General features: G+C 68.4%; 9 protein-coding genes. 3 read left to right on the forward strand and 6 right to left on the reverse strand.

What is annotated here, in order from left to right; translation table 11 throughout:
• Positions 1–120 precede the first annotated feature (120 nt).
• The 3 genes from OV287_RS21855 (at position 121) to OV287_RS21865 (ending at position 6,689) form a co-directional block, all read left to right on the forward strand.
• Entirely contained in the window at positions 121–1,770 is a 1,650-nt protein-coding gene (locus OV287_RS21855) for a right-handed parallel beta-helix repeat-containing protein (protein WP_267535979.1), read from the forward strand.
• A gap of 139 nt (positions 1,771–1,909) precedes the next feature.
• Positions 1,910–4,990: a CHAT domain-containing tetratricopeptide repeat protein gene (locus OV287_RS21860; protein ID WP_267535980.1), complete on the forward strand. Its 3,081-nt coding sequence runs from the start codon at positions 1,910–1,912 to the stop codon at positions 4,988–4,990.
• Positions 4,991–5,201: 211 nt separating this feature from the next.
• Entirely contained in the window at positions 5,202–6,689 is a 1,488-nt protein-coding gene (locus OV287_RS21865) for a tryptophanase (protein WP_267535981.1), read from the forward strand.
• Between the two features lie 9 nt (positions 6,690–6,698).
• Here the strand turns inward: OV287_RS21865 and OV287_RS21870 are convergent, their stop codons facing one another.
• The 6 genes from OV287_RS21870 to OV287_RS21895 all read right to left on the reverse strand — a co-directional run bounded on the left by OV287_RS21870 (position 6,699) and on the right by OV287_RS21895 (position 16,241).
• Positions 6,699–7,451: a hypothetical protein gene (locus OV287_RS21870; protein WP_267535982.1), complete on the reverse strand. Its 753-nt coding sequence runs from the start codon at positions 7,449–7,451 to the stop codon at positions 6,699–6,701.
• Between the two features lie 196 nt (positions 7,452–7,647).
• Entirely contained in the window at positions 7,648–8,412 is a 765-nt protein-coding gene (locus tag OV287_RS21875; RefSeq protein ID WP_267535983.1) for a VanW family protein, read from the reverse strand.
• On the reverse strand, positions 8,396–9,130 hold the full coding sequence (locus OV287_RS21880; RefSeq protein WP_267535984.1) for a class I SAM-dependent methyltransferase: 735 nt from the start codon (positions 9,128–9,130) through the stop codon (positions 8,396–8,398). Before OV287_RS21880 ends, OV287_RS21875 begins: the two co-directional genes overlap by 17 nt.
• A gap of 26 nt (positions 9,131–9,156) precedes the next feature.
• Positions 9,157–9,885 (reverse strand): glutathione S-transferase family protein, encoded by a 729-nt coding sequence (locus OV287_RS21885; RefSeq protein WP_267535985.1) that lies wholly within the window; start codon positions 9,883–9,885, stop codon positions 9,157–9,159.
• Positions 9,886–9,895: 10 nt separating this feature from the next.
• Positions 9,896–12,124 carry a molybdopterin oxidoreductase family protein gene (locus tag OV287_RS21890; protein WP_267535986.1) on the reverse strand — a complete coding sequence of 743 codons (2,229 nt, stop codon included), beginning with the start codon at positions 12,122–12,124 and terminating at the stop codon, positions 9,896–9,898.
• Positions 12,125–12,134: 10 nt separating this feature from the next.
• Positions 12,135–16,241: an ELWxxDGT repeat protein gene (locus OV287_RS21895; protein ID WP_267535987.1), complete on the reverse strand. Its 4,107-nt coding sequence runs from the start codon at positions 16,239–16,241 to the stop codon at positions 12,135–12,137.
• Between the last annotated feature and the right edge of the window lie 71 nt (positions 16,242–16,312).

Here is a 16,312-nt window from a genome sequence, read left to right on the forward strand (position 1 = left end):
AGCAAAGCCCCCCGACGCTACCCGCGGATGGCTCCGGCCGCCACCTCCTGGTGGGAGTCCAGTCAGGCAAGAAGGAGGGGTGGCGAATACGAGGCCCCTGTACGGGGGTTCCCCCTGCTCATGACAATCCAAGCAAGCAAGATGCGGAAGACTCCGGCGGCCCTCCTGGCCGCTTGCTCGCTGGGCCTGGGCCTATGGGCCTGTGGCGGGAGTGGGAGGACCGATTCCGACGGGCAGCCGGGTATGCCGGACAATGCTCCGCGTCTCAATACACCCGCGGCCACCGCCAGGCCGGGCGAGCCCGCGCCCATCGGCGCGCAGCCCGTGGCGGACACGCCCGTGGCCGAGCTGCCTTCGCACGAGGGGCACTCGCCCATCGCCGAGCCCTCGCCCCAGCCAGTCCTGGCCGAGCCCGAGCCCGCGCCCGCCGCGCCGAGTTACACCCGAGAGTGGGTGGTGAGCGCCTCCGGGAGCGACTCCGGTGACGGGAGCGCGGCCCAGCCATTCCGCTCCATCGCCAAGGCCATCTCCGTAGCTGGGCCGGGTGAGGTCGTCCGCGTCCTCGCGGGCAACTATGCCGGGCGTGTCGTCATCGGCGAACACGCCAAGGCCGGCTCCGAGGGAGCGCCTATCACCCTTCAGGGCGAGGGCAAGCCGCGCATCGTCCCGGGCACGGGCTCCGGTGCGCTCGTGCAGGTGCGGCGGCCGCAGTGGATCATCGATGGCTTCGAGCTCGACGTGCAGCGACAGCCCGTCTATGCGGTGACCTTCCAGGGTGACGTGCAGGGCTCCACGCTGGCCAACTCGGAGCTGCACCACGGGACGCTGGGCGCCGCGGTGACCACGTATGACAGCGCGACGGGCGCGGTCATCGAGAACAACCACATCTACGGCTTCGTGAAGAGCTCGGGCAACCAGGACTCGCACGGCGTGGTGGTGCAGCCGACCTCGCGCGAAATCACCGTGCGCAACAACGACATCCACGACAACTCGGGTGACTCGGTGCAGTGCCTGGGGCCCGAGGGCTTCAGCTCGCTGCCGCCCGCGGATGGGTTGCTCATCGAGAGCAACCACTTCTACGCCAATCGCGAGAACGCGGTGGACATCAAGACGTGCCACAACGTCACCATCCGCCGCAACAAGATGCACGGCTTCAAGCCGAGCTCCACGGCGAAGGGTGACGCGGTGGTGGTGCACTACTCGGCGCGCAACGTGCTCATCGAGGACAACGAGGTCTACGACTCGGGCAAGGGCATCTCGGTGGGCGGCAATCACGAGGGGCCGGTGCCGAGCGGCGTGGTGGTGCGGCGCAACCGTGTCCACGACATCACCAACCAGGGGGGTGGCGAGGGAACGGCCATCCGGCTGGAGAACTCGGACGGCACGGTGCTGGTGAACAACACGGTGACGCGCGTGGACACCGCGCTCATCATCGGCCACGGCACCGGTGGCCCTACGAGCAACCTCCAGGTGGAGAACAACCTCATCGCGGAGTCGGCGGTGGCGGTGAGCCTCGGTGGTCAGCGGCCGGGCCTGAAGATGGGGTACAACCTCTTCCCGTCGGGGGCGCAGTTCAAGGCCAACGGGCAGGCGATGGGCCTGGTGGCCTTCCAGCAGGCCGCGGGTGACAGCACCTCCACCGAGGGCAGCGCGGGCGCGGCGCCGCCGGCCTTCGGACCGGACGCGGTGGCCGTGGATCGCGGCACCGACGTGGGCCTGCCGTTCTGCGGTGGGGCCCCGGACATCGGCGCGGTGGAGACCGGCTGCTAGTCTTTCTTCCCCGCTGGCCCCACCATCAGTCCGCCCCGACGCTCGCCGGCAGTGCGTGGCTCGGAGGGGCGGCGGTCCTCTGTCCCCACTTCTAACCGGCTCTTGGGAGTGGCACGCTTTGGCTCCCAAGGGGGGAGACATGCGGAGGATTCCTGAGTGGCTCGCGGTGGTGGTGTTGTTGTTCTGTGCAGCGGGACAAGCGGCAGGGGAGGGGACACCGGATGTCCGGCTGCAGGAAGCGCAGACGGCATATGACGAGGCGGTAGAGCTCGAGAAGGCAGGCAAGTACGCCGAGGCCGTGGCGAAGGGCGAACATGCGCTCGCGCTGCGGGAGGCGGTGCTCGGGGGCTCGCATCTGGAAGTCGCCAGGTGTCTGGACCTGATCGGTGCGGTACACCGGCTTCAGGGAGAAATGGACCGGGCCGAGCCCCTGTCTCAGCGCGGGCTTGCCATTCGGGAAGAGCTCCTCGGCAAGAACCATCCCGACGTCGCCCAATCCCTCAACAACCTCGCCAACCTCTACCTGGAGCAGGGGTTTCACGGCCGAGCCGAGCCGCTCCACCTGCGCGCGCTCGCCATTCGGGAAGAAGCCCTCGGCAAGAACCATCTCCTCGTTGCTACCTCGCTCAACAACCTCGCCATCCTCTATGACCAGCAGGGGCAGTACGGCCGGGCCGAGCCGCTCTACCAGCGCGCGCTCGCCATTCGGGAAGAAGCCCTCGGCGCCAAGCATCCCCACGTCGCCAGCACGCTCTCCAACCTCGCCATCCTCTACTCGGAGCAGGGGTTGTACGGCCGGGCCGAGCCGCTCTACCAGCGCGCGCTCGCCATTCGGGAAGAGGTTCTCGGCGCCAATCATCCCGACCTCGCCGCTGTGCTCTCCAACCTCGCCAACATCTATCATGAGCAGGGGTTGTACGGACGGGCCGAGCCGCTCTACCAGCGCGCCCTCACCATCAAGGAGGCAGCCCTCGGTAAGAACCATCCCAGCGTCGCGATCTCGTTCAACAACCTCGCCGTCTTGTACTCGGAGCAGGGGTTGTACGGACGGGCCGAGCCGCTCTACCAGCGTGCGCTTGCCATTCGGGAAGCGGCCCTCGGCAAGAAGCACCCGCTCGTTGCCCAATCGCTCGACGGCCTCGCCGACCTCTACCTGAAGCTGGGGCAATACGGCCGGGCCGAGTCGCTCTACAAACGCGCGCGCTCCATTTCGGAGGATTTCGCCGGCAAGAACCATCCCGATGTCGCCCGAGCGCTCAACGGCCTCGCCGACCTCTACCTGAAGAAGGGGCGATACGGCCAGGCCGAGCCGCTCTACCATCGCTCCCTGGCCATGTGGGAAGCGGCTCTCGGCAAGAACCATCACCTCGTCGCCCGAACGCTCAACGGACTCGCTCTCCTCAGGCTGGCCCAGAATCGCCTCGATGCGGCCGTTCCGCTGTTCACGCGCGCCTTCTCCGTGTCCGAGCAGCGTCTGCGCCAGGAGGCACTCGACTTCTCCGAGTTGCGTCTGGCCACCTTCCTCCAGCTTCTGCGTGCCGACGAGGAGCGCCTCTATGCACTGCTTCGCGCCCACCCGGACAACGCCAGCGTCAGACGCCTGGCCTTGAGCACGGCCCTGCTCCTCAAAGGCCGCTCCGTCGAGGAGACCGCCGACATCTCCCGCGCCGTCTATCGAAGCCTGGGCGCGCAGGAGCAAAGCACCTTCGAGCGCTTGCGCTGGCTACGTACCCAACTGGCCCATCTCTCGCTCCAAGGCCCGGGCTCGAGCCCACCGGCAGCCTACCAGCAACAGATTCAAGAGCTCGTCGAGCAGGGTGATGCCCTCGAAGCCGACCTCGCCAGACGCTCCGCACCCCTTCGCGCGCTGACCGCACTGCCATCTCCCGCGGACATCGTCGACCGTGTCGCCCAGGCCCTTCCCCAGGATGGTGTCCTCGTCGAGTTCATCACCTATGAGGACCGCCCCCTCCTGCCCCGAGCCGGCACATCCAAGGCACAGCTGCGCTACCTGGCGCTGGTGCTCTTTCCTGACGCGACCATTCGCGCTCTCGACCTGGGCCCCGCCGAGCCCATCAACTCCGCCGCCTCGCACCTGCGCGACGCCCTGGCCAACCGGGATGCCTCCTTCCAGACCCAGGCCCGGGCGCTCCATGCGCTTGCCTTCCAGCCCCTGCTTCCGCTGCTGGGACGGAGCCGCCGGCTCTTCCTCTCCCCGGATGGCCAGCTGGCCCTGGTGCCTTTCGCGGCACTCCACGACGGCGAGCGATTCCTCGTCGATACCTTCGACTTCACCTATCTCACCTCCGGCAAGGACCTGCTGCCCCGTTCCCAGGAGACGCCACCCGCGGCCTCCGTCGTCGTCCTCGCGGACCCGGACTTCGGCGCTCCGCTTCAACCTCCCGCTTCCTCTGGCGCGCGGACGACCGTGCCAGCCGAGCGCTCTTCCTCCCTCGGACGTTTCTTCTCCTCGCTGTACGAGGACCCGGCGCACCGGTCCTGGGCCTCGGTCCCACTGCCCGGCACGCGCCAGGAAGCCGAAACCATCCAGCGCCTGCTTCCCAAGGCCCAGCTCTTCCTCGGCCCAGAGGCCACCAAGGAGAGGCTGTTGTACCTGCCTGCGCCAGGCATCCTCCACCTGGCCACCCATGGTTTCTTCCTGGATGACACGCCCGCTTCCCCTCAGTCCCGAGCCGTCGGCCACTTCGGGGCCCTGGGCGACGACCCTCGCAAATCACGCCCCCCGGATCCTCTGCTGCGCTCCGGGCTGCTCTTCGCCGGGGCGAGCTCGCTGTCGTCCCCCACCTCCGCTCCCACCCGGCCCGCGCCCGACAATGCACTGGTGACGGCGCTGGAGCTGGCCGGCCTCGACCTGTGGGGCACTCAGCTGGTCGTCCTCTCCGCCTGCGACACCGGACGAGGAGACGTCAAGCTCGGCCAGGGCGTCTATGGGCTACGACGTGCCTTCATCGTGGCGGGAGCCGAGACGGTGGTGATGAGCTTGTGGCAGGTCAAGGACGATGCCACACCGCAGCTGATGGAGGCCTATTACCGCAACCTGTTGGCGGGACGAGGCCGGGCCTCCGCCCTACGCGAGGCCATGCTCTCGCTGCGTGCCTCGAAGCCCCATCCGCACTATTGGGCTCCCTTCCTGGTCCTGGGTCGGGACGCCCCGTTGCGCGCGCTGGCACCTGACTCGCTGGAGCCGCCGACGCAGTGACTGTAGTTGAGGAGGGGCTCCCGCTGAGAAGAAGTGATGGTGGTTCTGAGGGGGTTTTGACGGGGACCCGGCGCAATGCTCGGAGGGCTTCCTGCCAGGTTCATGCGCGCGGCCGGGCGCCTCACACGGGCCGGGCTCTCCGTCCTCCCTTCAAGACACATCAACGCATCGAAGAGGCTGGCGGCAGCGCGCCCTTCGAGGAGACCCTGGTATGCCCCCCCGACACGAAGAGTCGCGAGCCATCCCACTCCGTGGCCCCGATGGCGTCCGGCCCATGCACCGGGTGCGGCCCCTCGAATTCCAGACCATCATCGAGCCCTTCCGAATCAAGAGCGTCGAGCCGCTGCGCTTCACCACCGTGGATGAGCGCGAGCAGCTCCTCGGGCGGGCGGGCTACAACCTCTTCCACCTGCGTGCCGAGGACGTCCTCATCGATCTGCTGACGGACTCGGGCACCGGAGCGATGAGCACCGAGCAGTGGGCGGGGATGATGCGCGGGGACGAGTCCTACGCGGGCTCGCGCTCCTACCTGCGCTTCCTGGAGGTGGTGCAGGAGCTGACCGGGTTCGAGCACATCCTGCCCACCCACCAGGGCCGCGCCGCCGAGCGCATCCTGTTCGGTGAAGTGGTCAGGCCCGGTCACGTGGTGCCGAACAACACCCACTTCGATACGACGCGGGCCAACATCGAGCACTTCGCCGGGTTGCCGGCGGACCTGGTCATCCCCGAGGGCATGCGTCCCTCGGATGAGCACCCCTTCAAGGGCAACGTGGATGTGGAGCGGCTCGAACAGTCTCTGCGCGAGCATGGCCGGGAGCGTGTCCCCCTGGTCATGGTCACCGTGACGAACAACTCGGGGGGTGGACAGCCGGTCTCACTGGAGAATCTGCGGGCGGTGCGCCGGGTGTGCGACCGCTGGGGCGTGCCGCTCTTCCTGGATGCCTGCCGGTTCGCGGAGAACGCCTGGTTCATCAAGCAGCGGGAGCCCGGTCAGTCGCATCGGAGCCCCCGTGACATCGCGAGGGAGATGTTCCGGCTCGCCGACGGTGCCACCTTCAGCGCGAAGAAGGACGGGCTGGCCAACATCGGCGGCTTCCTCGCCATGAATGACGAGGCCCTGGCGGAGCGCTGCCGCAACAACCTCATCCTGACCGAGGGTTTTCCCTCCTACGGGGGGCTCGCCGGGTACGACCTGGAGGCCATCGCCCAGGGCCTGCGCGAGGTCACCGAGGAGGACTACCTGCGCTACCGGGTGCGTGGCGTCGAGTACCTCTGGGAGAAGCTCGACGCGGCGGGCATCCCCCTCGTGCGGCCGGCGGGAGGGCATGCCGTGTACGTCGATGCGAAGGCGCTCCTCCCGCATGTGCCGCCGGAGCAGTACCCGGCGCAGTCGCTCGCGGTGGAGCTGTACCGCGCGGGTGGTGTGCGCAGCGTGGAGATCGGCAGCGTGATGTTCGGACGGCCGAGGCCGGATGGCACCGAGGAGCCAGCCCCCATGGAGCTGGTACGGCTGGCCATCCCGCGCCGCGTCTACACGCAGAGCCATATCGACTATGTGGCCGAGGTGGCCGTGGCCGTGGCCGATCGGGCGCGGGAGCTCCGAGGCTACCGCTTCACCGAGGCCCCGCGCGTGCTGCGGCACTTCTCCGCGCGTTTCGAGCCCCTCGCCACCCAGGCCGCCGAGTGCCTCTCCGGGTAGCTGGCAGGCTTACTTCGCGCTGACGACGGAGGTGTCGATGAACGTCACCGACTTCGACGTGCTCTGGAGCAGGATCTGGTCGAACCCAAAGTACGGGTAGCTCCCGGGTCCACGGAGCTCCTCAGTCAGGACGATCCGATTGCCCTGAACGACCTTTCCGTTCGCAAGCTGGAAGATCTGCGCTTCATCTTCGATGGTCCATTCGCAGGCGCCGGTGCTCAGGACATGGAACGTGTTCCTGGGCTTGGGCGTCTTGTTGGTGCGATTCTGGTCGTTGGGGTCGGTGATGCGCTGCGCCCGGGCGGCGAACTGCCCATTCCGAACCCCACTGACCGCCGCCTGGAGAACGCCGTCTCGGTAGACGAGGACGGAGAAGGTGGACTCCGCTCCCGTCCCAGAGAAGGTCGCGGAGTAGGTCTCCAAATCTCCCTGTTTCTGGATGGTGGCGGTGCTGGTCGGAGCGCCATCCGACACGGACGTGAGGAGCAGCGAATGCGTGCTCCCATTGGTGTAGTCGAGCTGGGTGGAAGCCGTCCAGGTCGTGGCCAGGCCCGTGTTGATGGCGATGCCGTCCTTGCCAGACGTGCTGCCTCCATCGGCCCTGAGCTCACTGCCCTGCAAGCTCAGCCTGGCCGTTCCGAGCGCGCAGTGGTCCAGCCCCCGATAGCTCACGCACTGCTGCGCCTGAGCCTGCGCAAGCGGAAGGACGAGTGCGAATACGGCGGCCAGACATGGATTCACGAGACTCTGAAGAACGCGCATGGACTTCTCCTCTGCTGTCCTGGGGATTTCCCCGGCCAGTGGGGGCTCGGACGATTCAAGCGTCGTGCCGCGGCTCCATCCTTGGATGCTCAGAGTGAGGGCTGCTCGCGTGGAACCTGGCTGTATCTGCGCGGACAACAGGGGCGGGCTCGTCACATGGCTCCGCCGACAACACGGTTCCGCTACAAGTGAGCGCCTACGCCGCCTGGGCGGGCTTGCCGTAGCGCGACACTCCGAGGCAGTCCGGCTCCATGGCTCCGGGACGCCGCACCCATGTCGTCACCTGGCGGCCGTCCGCTTCCTCCTCGATGGAGAACTCGACGGCGCAGGGCTCCAGCGGCAGGGGGGCGCACACCGAGCCGGTGAGCGTGTCCGTGCCCAGCTCGAACCGCAGAGCGATGGGGAAGGGGATGACGTTGCGGAAGCGCAGATCCTTGTAACCGTACGCCACCGTGGCATCCGCGCCCAAGGGCGCGAAGCGCGTCTGCTCCGTGTAGATGTCTACTGAGTGCGCGTGCCGCTCCGTCACCCAGAGGCCACTGCTCAGGGCCAGCAGGTACGTCAGCCCCGAGAGCTGACACAGCCCACCTCCGACGCTCACCTCGAGCCGGCCCTGCACGAGGTTGCGTCCAGGCACGAACCCCCGGCGCTTCGTGGGCTGCCCTACCAGCTTCCAGAACGAGAACAGCTCCTCGGGCCCCACGCGCACGTCCTGCAACTCGCGGATGGCCAGGGCGAGGTTGTGCTTCTTGCTCTCCACGTGCGCCGAGTGGCCGAGCGGCTGCGAGACGCTCACGTGCGCCGGCCACTCCCGTGCCTCGGCCCGGAATCGCTCCGCACCGGTGGCCATCATCCTCCACGTCCCCGAGCGCAGGTCGCGCAGCGCGCGCCGGGAGGCGGCCACCCACACGCGGGCGGGCACCGGGACGAGCGGGCGGAGGAGCTCAGTCCACCTTTTCAAGCTTCACCACCTGGTACGAGGCGAAGTGCTTCAACGGTGTGCGGCCGAGCAGCACCTCCGCGGCCATGAAGGCCGGGCGGGTCGCATGGGGCAAGCGGTGGATGGGTGCCAGCGCGAGGCCCCGCGAGCCGGTGAGGCGCCAGTGCCCTCCACCCAGCATCCGGAGGTCACCCGCCATCAGCTCGGTACCCCCGTGCCAGCCGGTGGCCCGGAAGCCCACGAGCCGGCGGCGCAGGGCATTGGGGAAGTCGAACACCAGCACTCCTCCCCGGCGCAGCACTCGCCGGCACTCGCTCAGCACCCGGCGGATGTCTCCCAGGTGCAGGTGCATGAAGAAGTGCAGGGCGAAGACGCTGTCGTAGCTGGCGTCGGCGGCGGGGATGCTCCACGCCGGGGCATGGTGAATGCGCTTGCCCGGCCACCGCTCCCGGGCTCGCTCGACCATCTTCTCGCTCAGATCGAGCCCTTCGCTCGCCAGGTCCAGGAAGCGGCCCGTTCCGCAGGCGAGGTCGAGCACTCGCGGACCCTGGAGCCACGAGCGCAGCACCCGGCGCTCCAGTCCGTCGAGATAGGCCCCGTACGAGTTGCCGAACCGCTCCTCGTCGTACGTCGACGCGAGGGCGTCATAGTAGGCAACGACCTCGCGGGCCTCCGCGGACAGCTCCTCCGTGGGGGCCTCGGCCTGACTGCGGATGCTACCGGAAGTCTCCGAGCTCATCGGGTCAGGCCTCTGGGGATGGCGCGTCAGGCGGCCTTGGTCTCGGGCGGCTTCCAGTTGGCGAAGAAGCGCAACTTGAAGCGGGCGCAGTAGCGGACCAGGTTCTCCTGCGACAGCGTGTACTGCTTGAACTCCGTGTCCACGGGGTTGGCGATGATGCTCACCAGGAACGAATACACCACCGCATCGAAGGAGGTGGGGGTGTCAGCGAGCAGGAAGGGCTTGTTGCCCATCAGCGTCGCGATCGCGCTGATGTCCTGCTTGGCCAGCGCCTGGACCTCCTCCATGTTGTGGCGGCCCGTCCCCTGGTCATGGAGGATCCCCAGCATCTTCTGGCGCAGCGCCGACAGCGGCACGGGGCCACCGGTGACCGTGGGGACCATCGTCTCGGCGACCGGCGTGTAGGCCCGCCAGCCCGCGTCGTCCACCCAGCGCATGTAGACGATGTACCAGTAGGTGCACTCCTCCAGCATGCGCCGGATGGTGTGACCGATCGCCATCTGCTCCGGGGTCAGCTTCGCGTCGAGCGTGTCCCCGTACCTGCCCTTGAGGTACTCGATGATGAACTGGGAGTCGCCCATGAGCTGCCCGTCGATCTCGACGTAGGGCACCTTGCCTTTGGGCGCCTTCGGCAGCTCGGCGATCTTGACCTCGTAGGGCAGGCCGACCATCCGCAAGTACGCCTCGAGCTTGAAGCAGAAGGGGCTGAGGTTCGGGGTGCCCCAGGCTATGGGGGTCTGATAGAGGGTGATCATGGGTGTCGTCTCATCCAATGGCTGCGTGCTGCTGTGTCTCGTCCGTACGCGCTGATTCTACCGGCCTGATGCGGACCTGGACTCCGCTGAACGCGGCGTTGCCACTCATAGCATCCACCGCGCGATCATCGGTCAGGTCGTTGATGCTCACGCCCGCATGCTCACCAGCCACCCGGAGCTGGACGCCCTCGCGCCCGTGTCCGTAACCGTGTGGCAGGCTCACCACGCCCGGCATCACCTCGTCCGTCACGCTCACCGGTGCCTTCACTTCACCGACACGCGAGGATATCACCGCCTCCCCACCCTCCTGCAGACCCAGCCGCCGGGCGTCGTCGGGGTGCACCATCAGCGTACATCTCGGCTTGCCTTTGACGAGCTGCGGCACGTTGTGCATCCACGAGTTGTTGTCCCGCAGGTGGCGTCGGCCGATGAGCAGCAGCGTCCCGTCCTCCGTGGTGGCTGTGCCCTCTGGGAAGGTCTGGTGCAGCCGCTGGAGGTCGGCCACCAGTGGCTCGGGGGCGAGCTGGATGCGGCGATCGCGCGAGGCCAGCCGCTTGGGAATGCTCGGCTCGAGCGGCCCCAGGTCCACGCCGTGCGGCTGCGCCTTCAGGGCCGCCAGGCTCAGTCCCTTACGGAACGGACGGAGCCTCAGGCCGTACGGGCCCGCGCGCAGCCCCAGGTCCAGGAGGCCATCGGGGCCCAGCGCCTTCAGCGTCCGATAGGCCAGCTCGCCACGTACGCGGGGCTCGCCGCGCAGCGTCTCCAGCCGGTGCTTCAGCTCCAGGAAGAGCTCCCAGTCGTGGCGGGTGTCCGGGCCCGGCTCGAAGAGGGGCGGGGAGTACTTCGCGGTGTTGCGCACCGCCAGCGCGTGGAAGGCCAGGTCGTAGTGGCTGCGCTCCAGCTTCGAGCTGGGCGGCAGGATGATGTGCGCGTGCCGCGTTGTCTCGTTGATGTACGGGTCGATGCACACCATGAAGTCGAGCGACGCAAAAGCCGTGTCGAGCTGACGCCCATTGGGGGTGGACATCACCGGGTTGCCCGCGGAGGTGACCATCGCGCGGATGCGCCCGGAGCCCTCGGTGAGGATCTCCTCGCCGAGCGCGGCCACCGGCAGCTCGCCCCCGAACTCGGGCAGGCTGCGCACCCGGCTCCGCCAGCGGCCGTAGCTGCCGCGGCTCATGGCCATCGCCTTGGGTCCGCCCACGATGTCGAAGGCTGGGCGGGTGAAGAGGGCTCCGCCCGGGCGATCCAGGTTCCCTGTCACGATGTTGATGACGTTGATGAGCCACTGGCACAGCGCGCCAAAGGCTTGCGTGGAGACACCCACGCGGCCGTAGCAGACGGCGGTCTCCGAGGCGGACAGTTCGCGGGCGATCCTCCGGGTGGTCTCCGCCGGCACGCCGGTGTGGGGCTCGGCGCGCTCGGGGGTGAAGCCGCGTGCCAGCTCGCGCACGGTGGCCAGTCCGTCGGCGTACTTCGCGAGCCGCCCCAGCTTTGGGCCCTCCTCCTCCTCCAGCAGCACGTGCAGGAGGGCGAAGAGGAAGAGCGCGTCAGTGCCGGGACGGATGAAGACGTGCTCGTCCGCGATGTGAGCGGTCTCCGTCTTCCGGGGATCCACCACCACCACCTTGCCACCGCGCTGCTGGATGGCCTTGAGCCGGTGGCGCACGCCCGGTGCGGTCATCAGGCTGCCATTGGAGGCGAGCGGGTTGGCCCCGAGGATGAGCATGTAGCGCGTGTGATCGATGTCCGGGATGGGGATGAGGAACTGGTGCCCGAACATCAGGTACGCGGCGAGCTGGTGGGGGAGTTGGTCCACCGACGACGCGGAGAACTTGTTCTTCGTGCGCAGCGCCCGCAGGAAGAGCGGGAGGAACATCATCGCGCCGTGGTCATGGACGGTGGGGTTGCCCACGTACACGCCCACCGAGTCCTTGCCATGCTCGCGCTGGATGGCGTGCAGTCGCCGCGCGGTCTCGTCGAGCGCCTCCTCCCAGGAGATGGGCTGCCAGCCGGTGGCGGTGCGCCGGACGGGCTGACGGAGCCGATCCGGGTCCTCGTGGAGATCCTGCAGCGCGACGGCCTTGGGGCAGATGTGGCCCTTGCTGAACGGATCCTCGTCGTCCCCCCGGATGGAGGTGACGCGGCCCCCAGCGGTTTCGATGCGCAGGCCGCACATGGCCTCGCACAGGTTGCAGGTACGGAAGTGCGTCTCGGACGGCGAGGAGGTCTTGCTCATCGAGGGCCTTCTAGCAACGGCGAGAAGAGGAGGACCGACGGCGGGTTGAGAGGGCCAGGAGCGACAGCAGCCCCATCCACCCAGCCGCGCCCAGACTACCCGGAGCGGCGGAGCAGCCACTGGCCTTCTTGGCGATGTTCACGTTGAAGGTGCACCGGGCCGAGTTGCCCGCGGTGTCATAGGTCGCCACCTCCACGGTCGTATCGCCCGGCTGGAACACACTGCCGCTGGCCGGAGAGAAGGTGATGTCGGGCGAGGCTGTCACGCGGTCCGTGACGGAGGGCTGGGGCAGCGTCACCGCCACTGGCCCCTCGGCGATGTTCACGTTCTGCGGGCAGGTGAGCAGCGGCGGCAGGGTGTCCTGCACCGTGACGGCGAAGGTGCACCTGGCCACGTTGCCCGAGGCGTCCTCGGCCTGGACCTGCACATTCGTCCGTCCGATCGGGAAGTTGTCACTGGAGGCATGGCTGGTGGAGACCTCGACAGTGGAGACGGTGTCCCCAACGTTCGTGACGGCGAACTCCGCGAGAGCCCCCGAGGGCCCGGTGGCCTCGAGCTGAATGGCGGCCGGGCACTGCAGCCTGGGCGCTGTCGTGTCGCGGATGGATACCTGGAAGGTGCAGCTCGAGGTGTTCCCGGTACCATCCGTCGCCGTGACGGTGACGGGCGTGTTGCCCTCCGGGAAGCGGCTGCCGCTGACATGATCGTACGTGAGGGTGGGGGTGGAGACGGTCCCGTCCGAGGCCGTGGCGGCCGGCCAGGTGGCGTTCGCGCCGGTAGCGTCCTCGGCCTCGACGATGACATCCGCCGGGCACGTCACCACCGCGGCCGTCGTGTCCTGCACGCGCACGGTGAAGGTGCACTGCTTGCTGTTGTTCCTCTCGTCGGTGGCCGTCACCGTCACCGTCGTGTTGCCCCAGGGGAAGAAGTTTCCGGAGGGGCTCACGGAGATGACCGGAGAGAGGGTGACAGCATCGGTGGCCCGAGGGGCGGGGTAGGAGATGGTCGCGCCGTTCGCGCTCGTGGCCTCTACCGTGGCGTCCGAGGGGCAGATCGGCTCTGGCGGTGTGGTGTCCTGCACCGTTACGGTGAAGGTGCACGTGTCCACGAGGCCCGCGGCGTCTCGCGCCGTGGCGGTCACCGTGGTGTCACCGAACGGGAAGAATCCTCCCGGCGGCCGGCTGTAGGAGATGGCGGGCGGCAGCGTGGTGTCGTCGCTGGCCGTCGCCTCCGCGAAGGCGACCCGCGCGCCCAGGGCCTGCTGGGCCTCGACGGGCGAGACCACCGGGCAGGTGATGCTCGGGGGCGTGCTGTTGACGAGCAGCGACAGCGGCATCAGCCACGGCTCGCGCCCGCGCCGCCCATCGCTCGCGCTGAAGGCGAGAGAGGTTCCGAAGAGGGTGAAGCCCCTGGGGTCCGAGCCGAGCTGCCAGGGCGCGATGTCGTGCAGCACGAAGGTGCCCGCCTCGGTGCCGTCCGAGCGCCATAGCTCTGAGCCCCCCACGCCATCATTGGCCGCGAAGAGGATGAGCTGCTCGGTGGGGAGCGCGAAGAGCGACTCGGTGAGGATGCCACTCCCCGGGCCCGGGAGAATGTCCCTGACGCGGACGGGGACGAGGGCCGGGTCGGTGGTGTCGAGCTTCCACAGCTCGCGGCCGGAGGTGCCGTCGTTGGCGGTGAAATAGAGGGTCTTGCCGAGCACCGTGAGGGCGAGGGGCTTGGAGCCACCGCTCGCCGGGGAGAGGTCCTTGACGAGGATGGTGCCGCTCTCGGTGCCATCCGTGCGCCACAGCTCAGGGCCGGAGCCATCGCTGGCGGTGAAGTAGAGGAAGCCATCGAGCACCGCGAAGGCAGAGGGCCCAGAGTCCTGGGCACCCGGGGCGATGTCCTTCACCCGGCTCGTGTTCGCCTCGGTGCCGTCCGTCTTCCACAGCTCGATGCCGGAACCGGCCTCGTTGGCCACGAAGTAGAGGGTGTTGCCCACCACCCCGGCGATGTTCACGACGGAGGCCATGCCCAGATTGTCGCGGATGTTCGCCACCCGGACGGTGCCTGCCTCGAGGCCATCCGTCTTCCACAGCTCGCGGCCGCCGGAATCATCCCGGGCCACGAAGTAAAGCTCGCCACCCATGGGGGTGAAGCCCGTGGGACGCGAGGACATTCCGTTCGCCGACGCGATGTCCTTCACCCGCGTGGTGCCTGTCTCGGTGCCGTCGCTCTTCCACAGCTCGGTGTCAGTCGAGGCGTCCTGGCCGGCGAAGAAGAGGAATCCACCGTGGGAGACAAGCTCGATGGGGAGGCTGGCCGCTGTGGTGAGCTTGACGTTGGTGGTCACCCGGGACGTGCCCGCGGTGGTCCCATCCGTCTTCCAGAGCTGAAAGCCCTCCGCGAGCGTGGGCATGGCCGCGAAGTAGAGGGCACCGCCCAGGGGCGTCAGGGCGCTCAGTCCCGACTCCGCGGTGAAGGCAGGGGCGTTGTCGGGGACGATGTTCACGAGCGGCTGTGTGCCCGCCTCCGTTCCATCCGTCCGCCACAGCTTCGCGGCCTCCTCCTGCTCGAAGGTGGTGAAGTACAGCGCGCCATTCCAGGACGTGAAGGGCGCGGGGTTCGAGCCTCGGGTGGGCTTCAGGCTGGTTCCGATGGCAACGGTGGTGGCCGCATCACCCTGCGTCTTCCACAGCGTGGGGACTGGCGGATTCTCATCGAAGCCACCCGTCCCCGGCGCGGTCGCCACGAAGTACACCGTGTCACCCATCACGGCGAAGGCCTGGGGGGACGGATCCACGAGGCGATCGCCCGAGAAGTGGTTGGTGCCGATGCGCTGCGAGCCCGAGGGGGTGCCGTCGCTCGTCCACAGCTCATGGCCCACGCCCGGCTCGTACCCGGTGAAGTAGAGCGTGCTCCCGTGAGCCGTCATCAGCAGGGGGCCCTTGCCGCCCGCGGCCTTGAAGTCCACCAGCTTCGAGGTGCCCGCGGCCGTGCCGTCCGTCGCGTAGATCGCGCTCTCGGTGTTGCTGGTGTCCCTCATCATGAAGAAGAGGCGCGTGCTGGTGGCGACGAGCGAGTCGGGCTTCTCCACGGTGTTGTTTCCGGAGACGAGCTCCAGGATGCGCTGGGTGCCGGCCTCGGTGCCGTCGGTCTTCCACAGCTCCCGTCCCGATACGCCGTCCGTGGCGACGAAGTACACCGCGCTTCCAAAGGCGGTGAGCTGCACGGGCCCGGAGTCCGTCGTGCCCGGGAAGATGTCCTTGACGCGGACGGTGCCCGACTCGGTGCCATCGCTCTTCCACAGCTCGCTGCCCGCCGTGCTGTCGCTGCCCGCGAAGAAGAGCGTCCGGCCCGACCGGACCAGCACTCGCGACGAGGGGATGCCCGCGACGGTCACGCTCGCGCCGACCCGGATGGTGCCCGCGCTGGTGCCATCCGTACGCCAGAGCTGCCGGGTTCCCCCCGGACCGTTGGCCAGGAAGTAGAGCCTCCCGTTGAGCTCGGTAAACGACTGGGGCTCGCTGCTGCTCACGCCCAGCAGGATGTCCCGGACGAGCTGCGTGCCCTCCGGGGTGCCATCGGTGCGCCACAGCTCGTTTCCACGCGTGCCGTCATTGGCGCTGAAGTAGATCCACCCGTTGAGCTCGGCGAAGTTCGAGGGCCGGGAGCTGGCCGTGCCCGGGGCGATGTCCTTGAGCAGGAAGGTCCCCGTGGTGGTGCCATCCGTCCTCCACAGCTCTACGCCATGCTGCGCGTCAGCGGCGGCGAACCAGGTGAGTCCCCGCGAGTGGAAGAGCCGGGAGGGAGCGGAGCCGATGGTGCCTGGTGCGATGTCGGCCACCAACGCGGGGCCCGTGGAATCGAGCCTCCACAGCTCAGGCCCGGTGCTGTCGTCGTTGGCCGAGAACAGGAGTGTCGTCCCCGCCACCGCGAGCGACTCGGGGTAGCGCACCAGCGCGCTCTCGGCCTTCGACCCCACGTCCATCACGAGGGAGGCGGGGCCTTCGCCCAGGGCTCGACGGGTGGCCTTTGGCGCCTGCCGGGTTGGCTCCTCTGGAGTGGGGGCCGTACAGGCCACGCCCAGCACCAGGGCGCACAAGGCGGTCAGGGTCGTGTTCGCTCTCACCATGCTGTTCCTCGGAGACTCCCCCGCCGGGCCCAGGGTGGTGCCCGGCCATGCCGGATAAGCGCGGTATTCAA

Source organism: Archangium lansingense (assembly GCF_026626635.1).
Taxonomy (GTDB): domain Bacteria; phylum Myxococcota; class Myxococcia; order Myxococcales; family Myxococcaceae; genus Archangium; species Archangium lansingense.

Excerpts from the sequence above, each read along its gene's own strand:
- OV287_RS21855 (WP_267535979.1), top strand. The coding sequence starts at position 121 with ATGACAATCCAAGCAAGCAAGATGCGGAAGACTCCGGCGGCCCTCCTG.
- OV287_RS21860 (WP_267535980.1), top strand. The coding sequence starts at position 1,910 with ATGCGGAGGATTCCTGAGTGGCTCGCGGTGGTGGTGTTGTTGTTCTGT.
- OV287_RS21865 (WP_267535981.1), top strand. The coding sequence starts at position 5,202 with ATGCCCCCCCGACACGAAGAGTCGCGAGCCATCCCACTCCGTGGCCCC.
- OV287_RS21870 (WP_267535982.1), bottom strand. The coding sequence starts at position 7,451 with ATGCGCGTTCTTCAGAGTCTCGTGAATCCATGTCTGGCCGCCGTATTC.
- OV287_RS21880 (WP_267535984.1), bottom strand. The coding sequence starts at position 9,130 with ATGAGCTCGGAGACTTCCGGTAGCATCCGCAGTCAGGCCGAGGCCCCC.
- OV287_RS21885 (WP_267535985.1), bottom strand. The coding sequence starts at position 9,885 with ATGATCACCCTCTATCAGACCCCCATAGCCTGGGGCACCCCGAACCTC.
- OV287_RS21890 (WP_267535986.1), bottom strand. The coding sequence starts at position 12,124 with ATGAGCAAGACCTCCTCGCCGTCCGAGACGCACTTCCGTACCTGCAAC.
- OV287_RS21895 (WP_267535987.1), bottom strand. The coding sequence starts at position 16,241 with ATGGTGAGAGCGAACACGACCCTGACCGCCTTGTGCGCCCTGGTGCTG.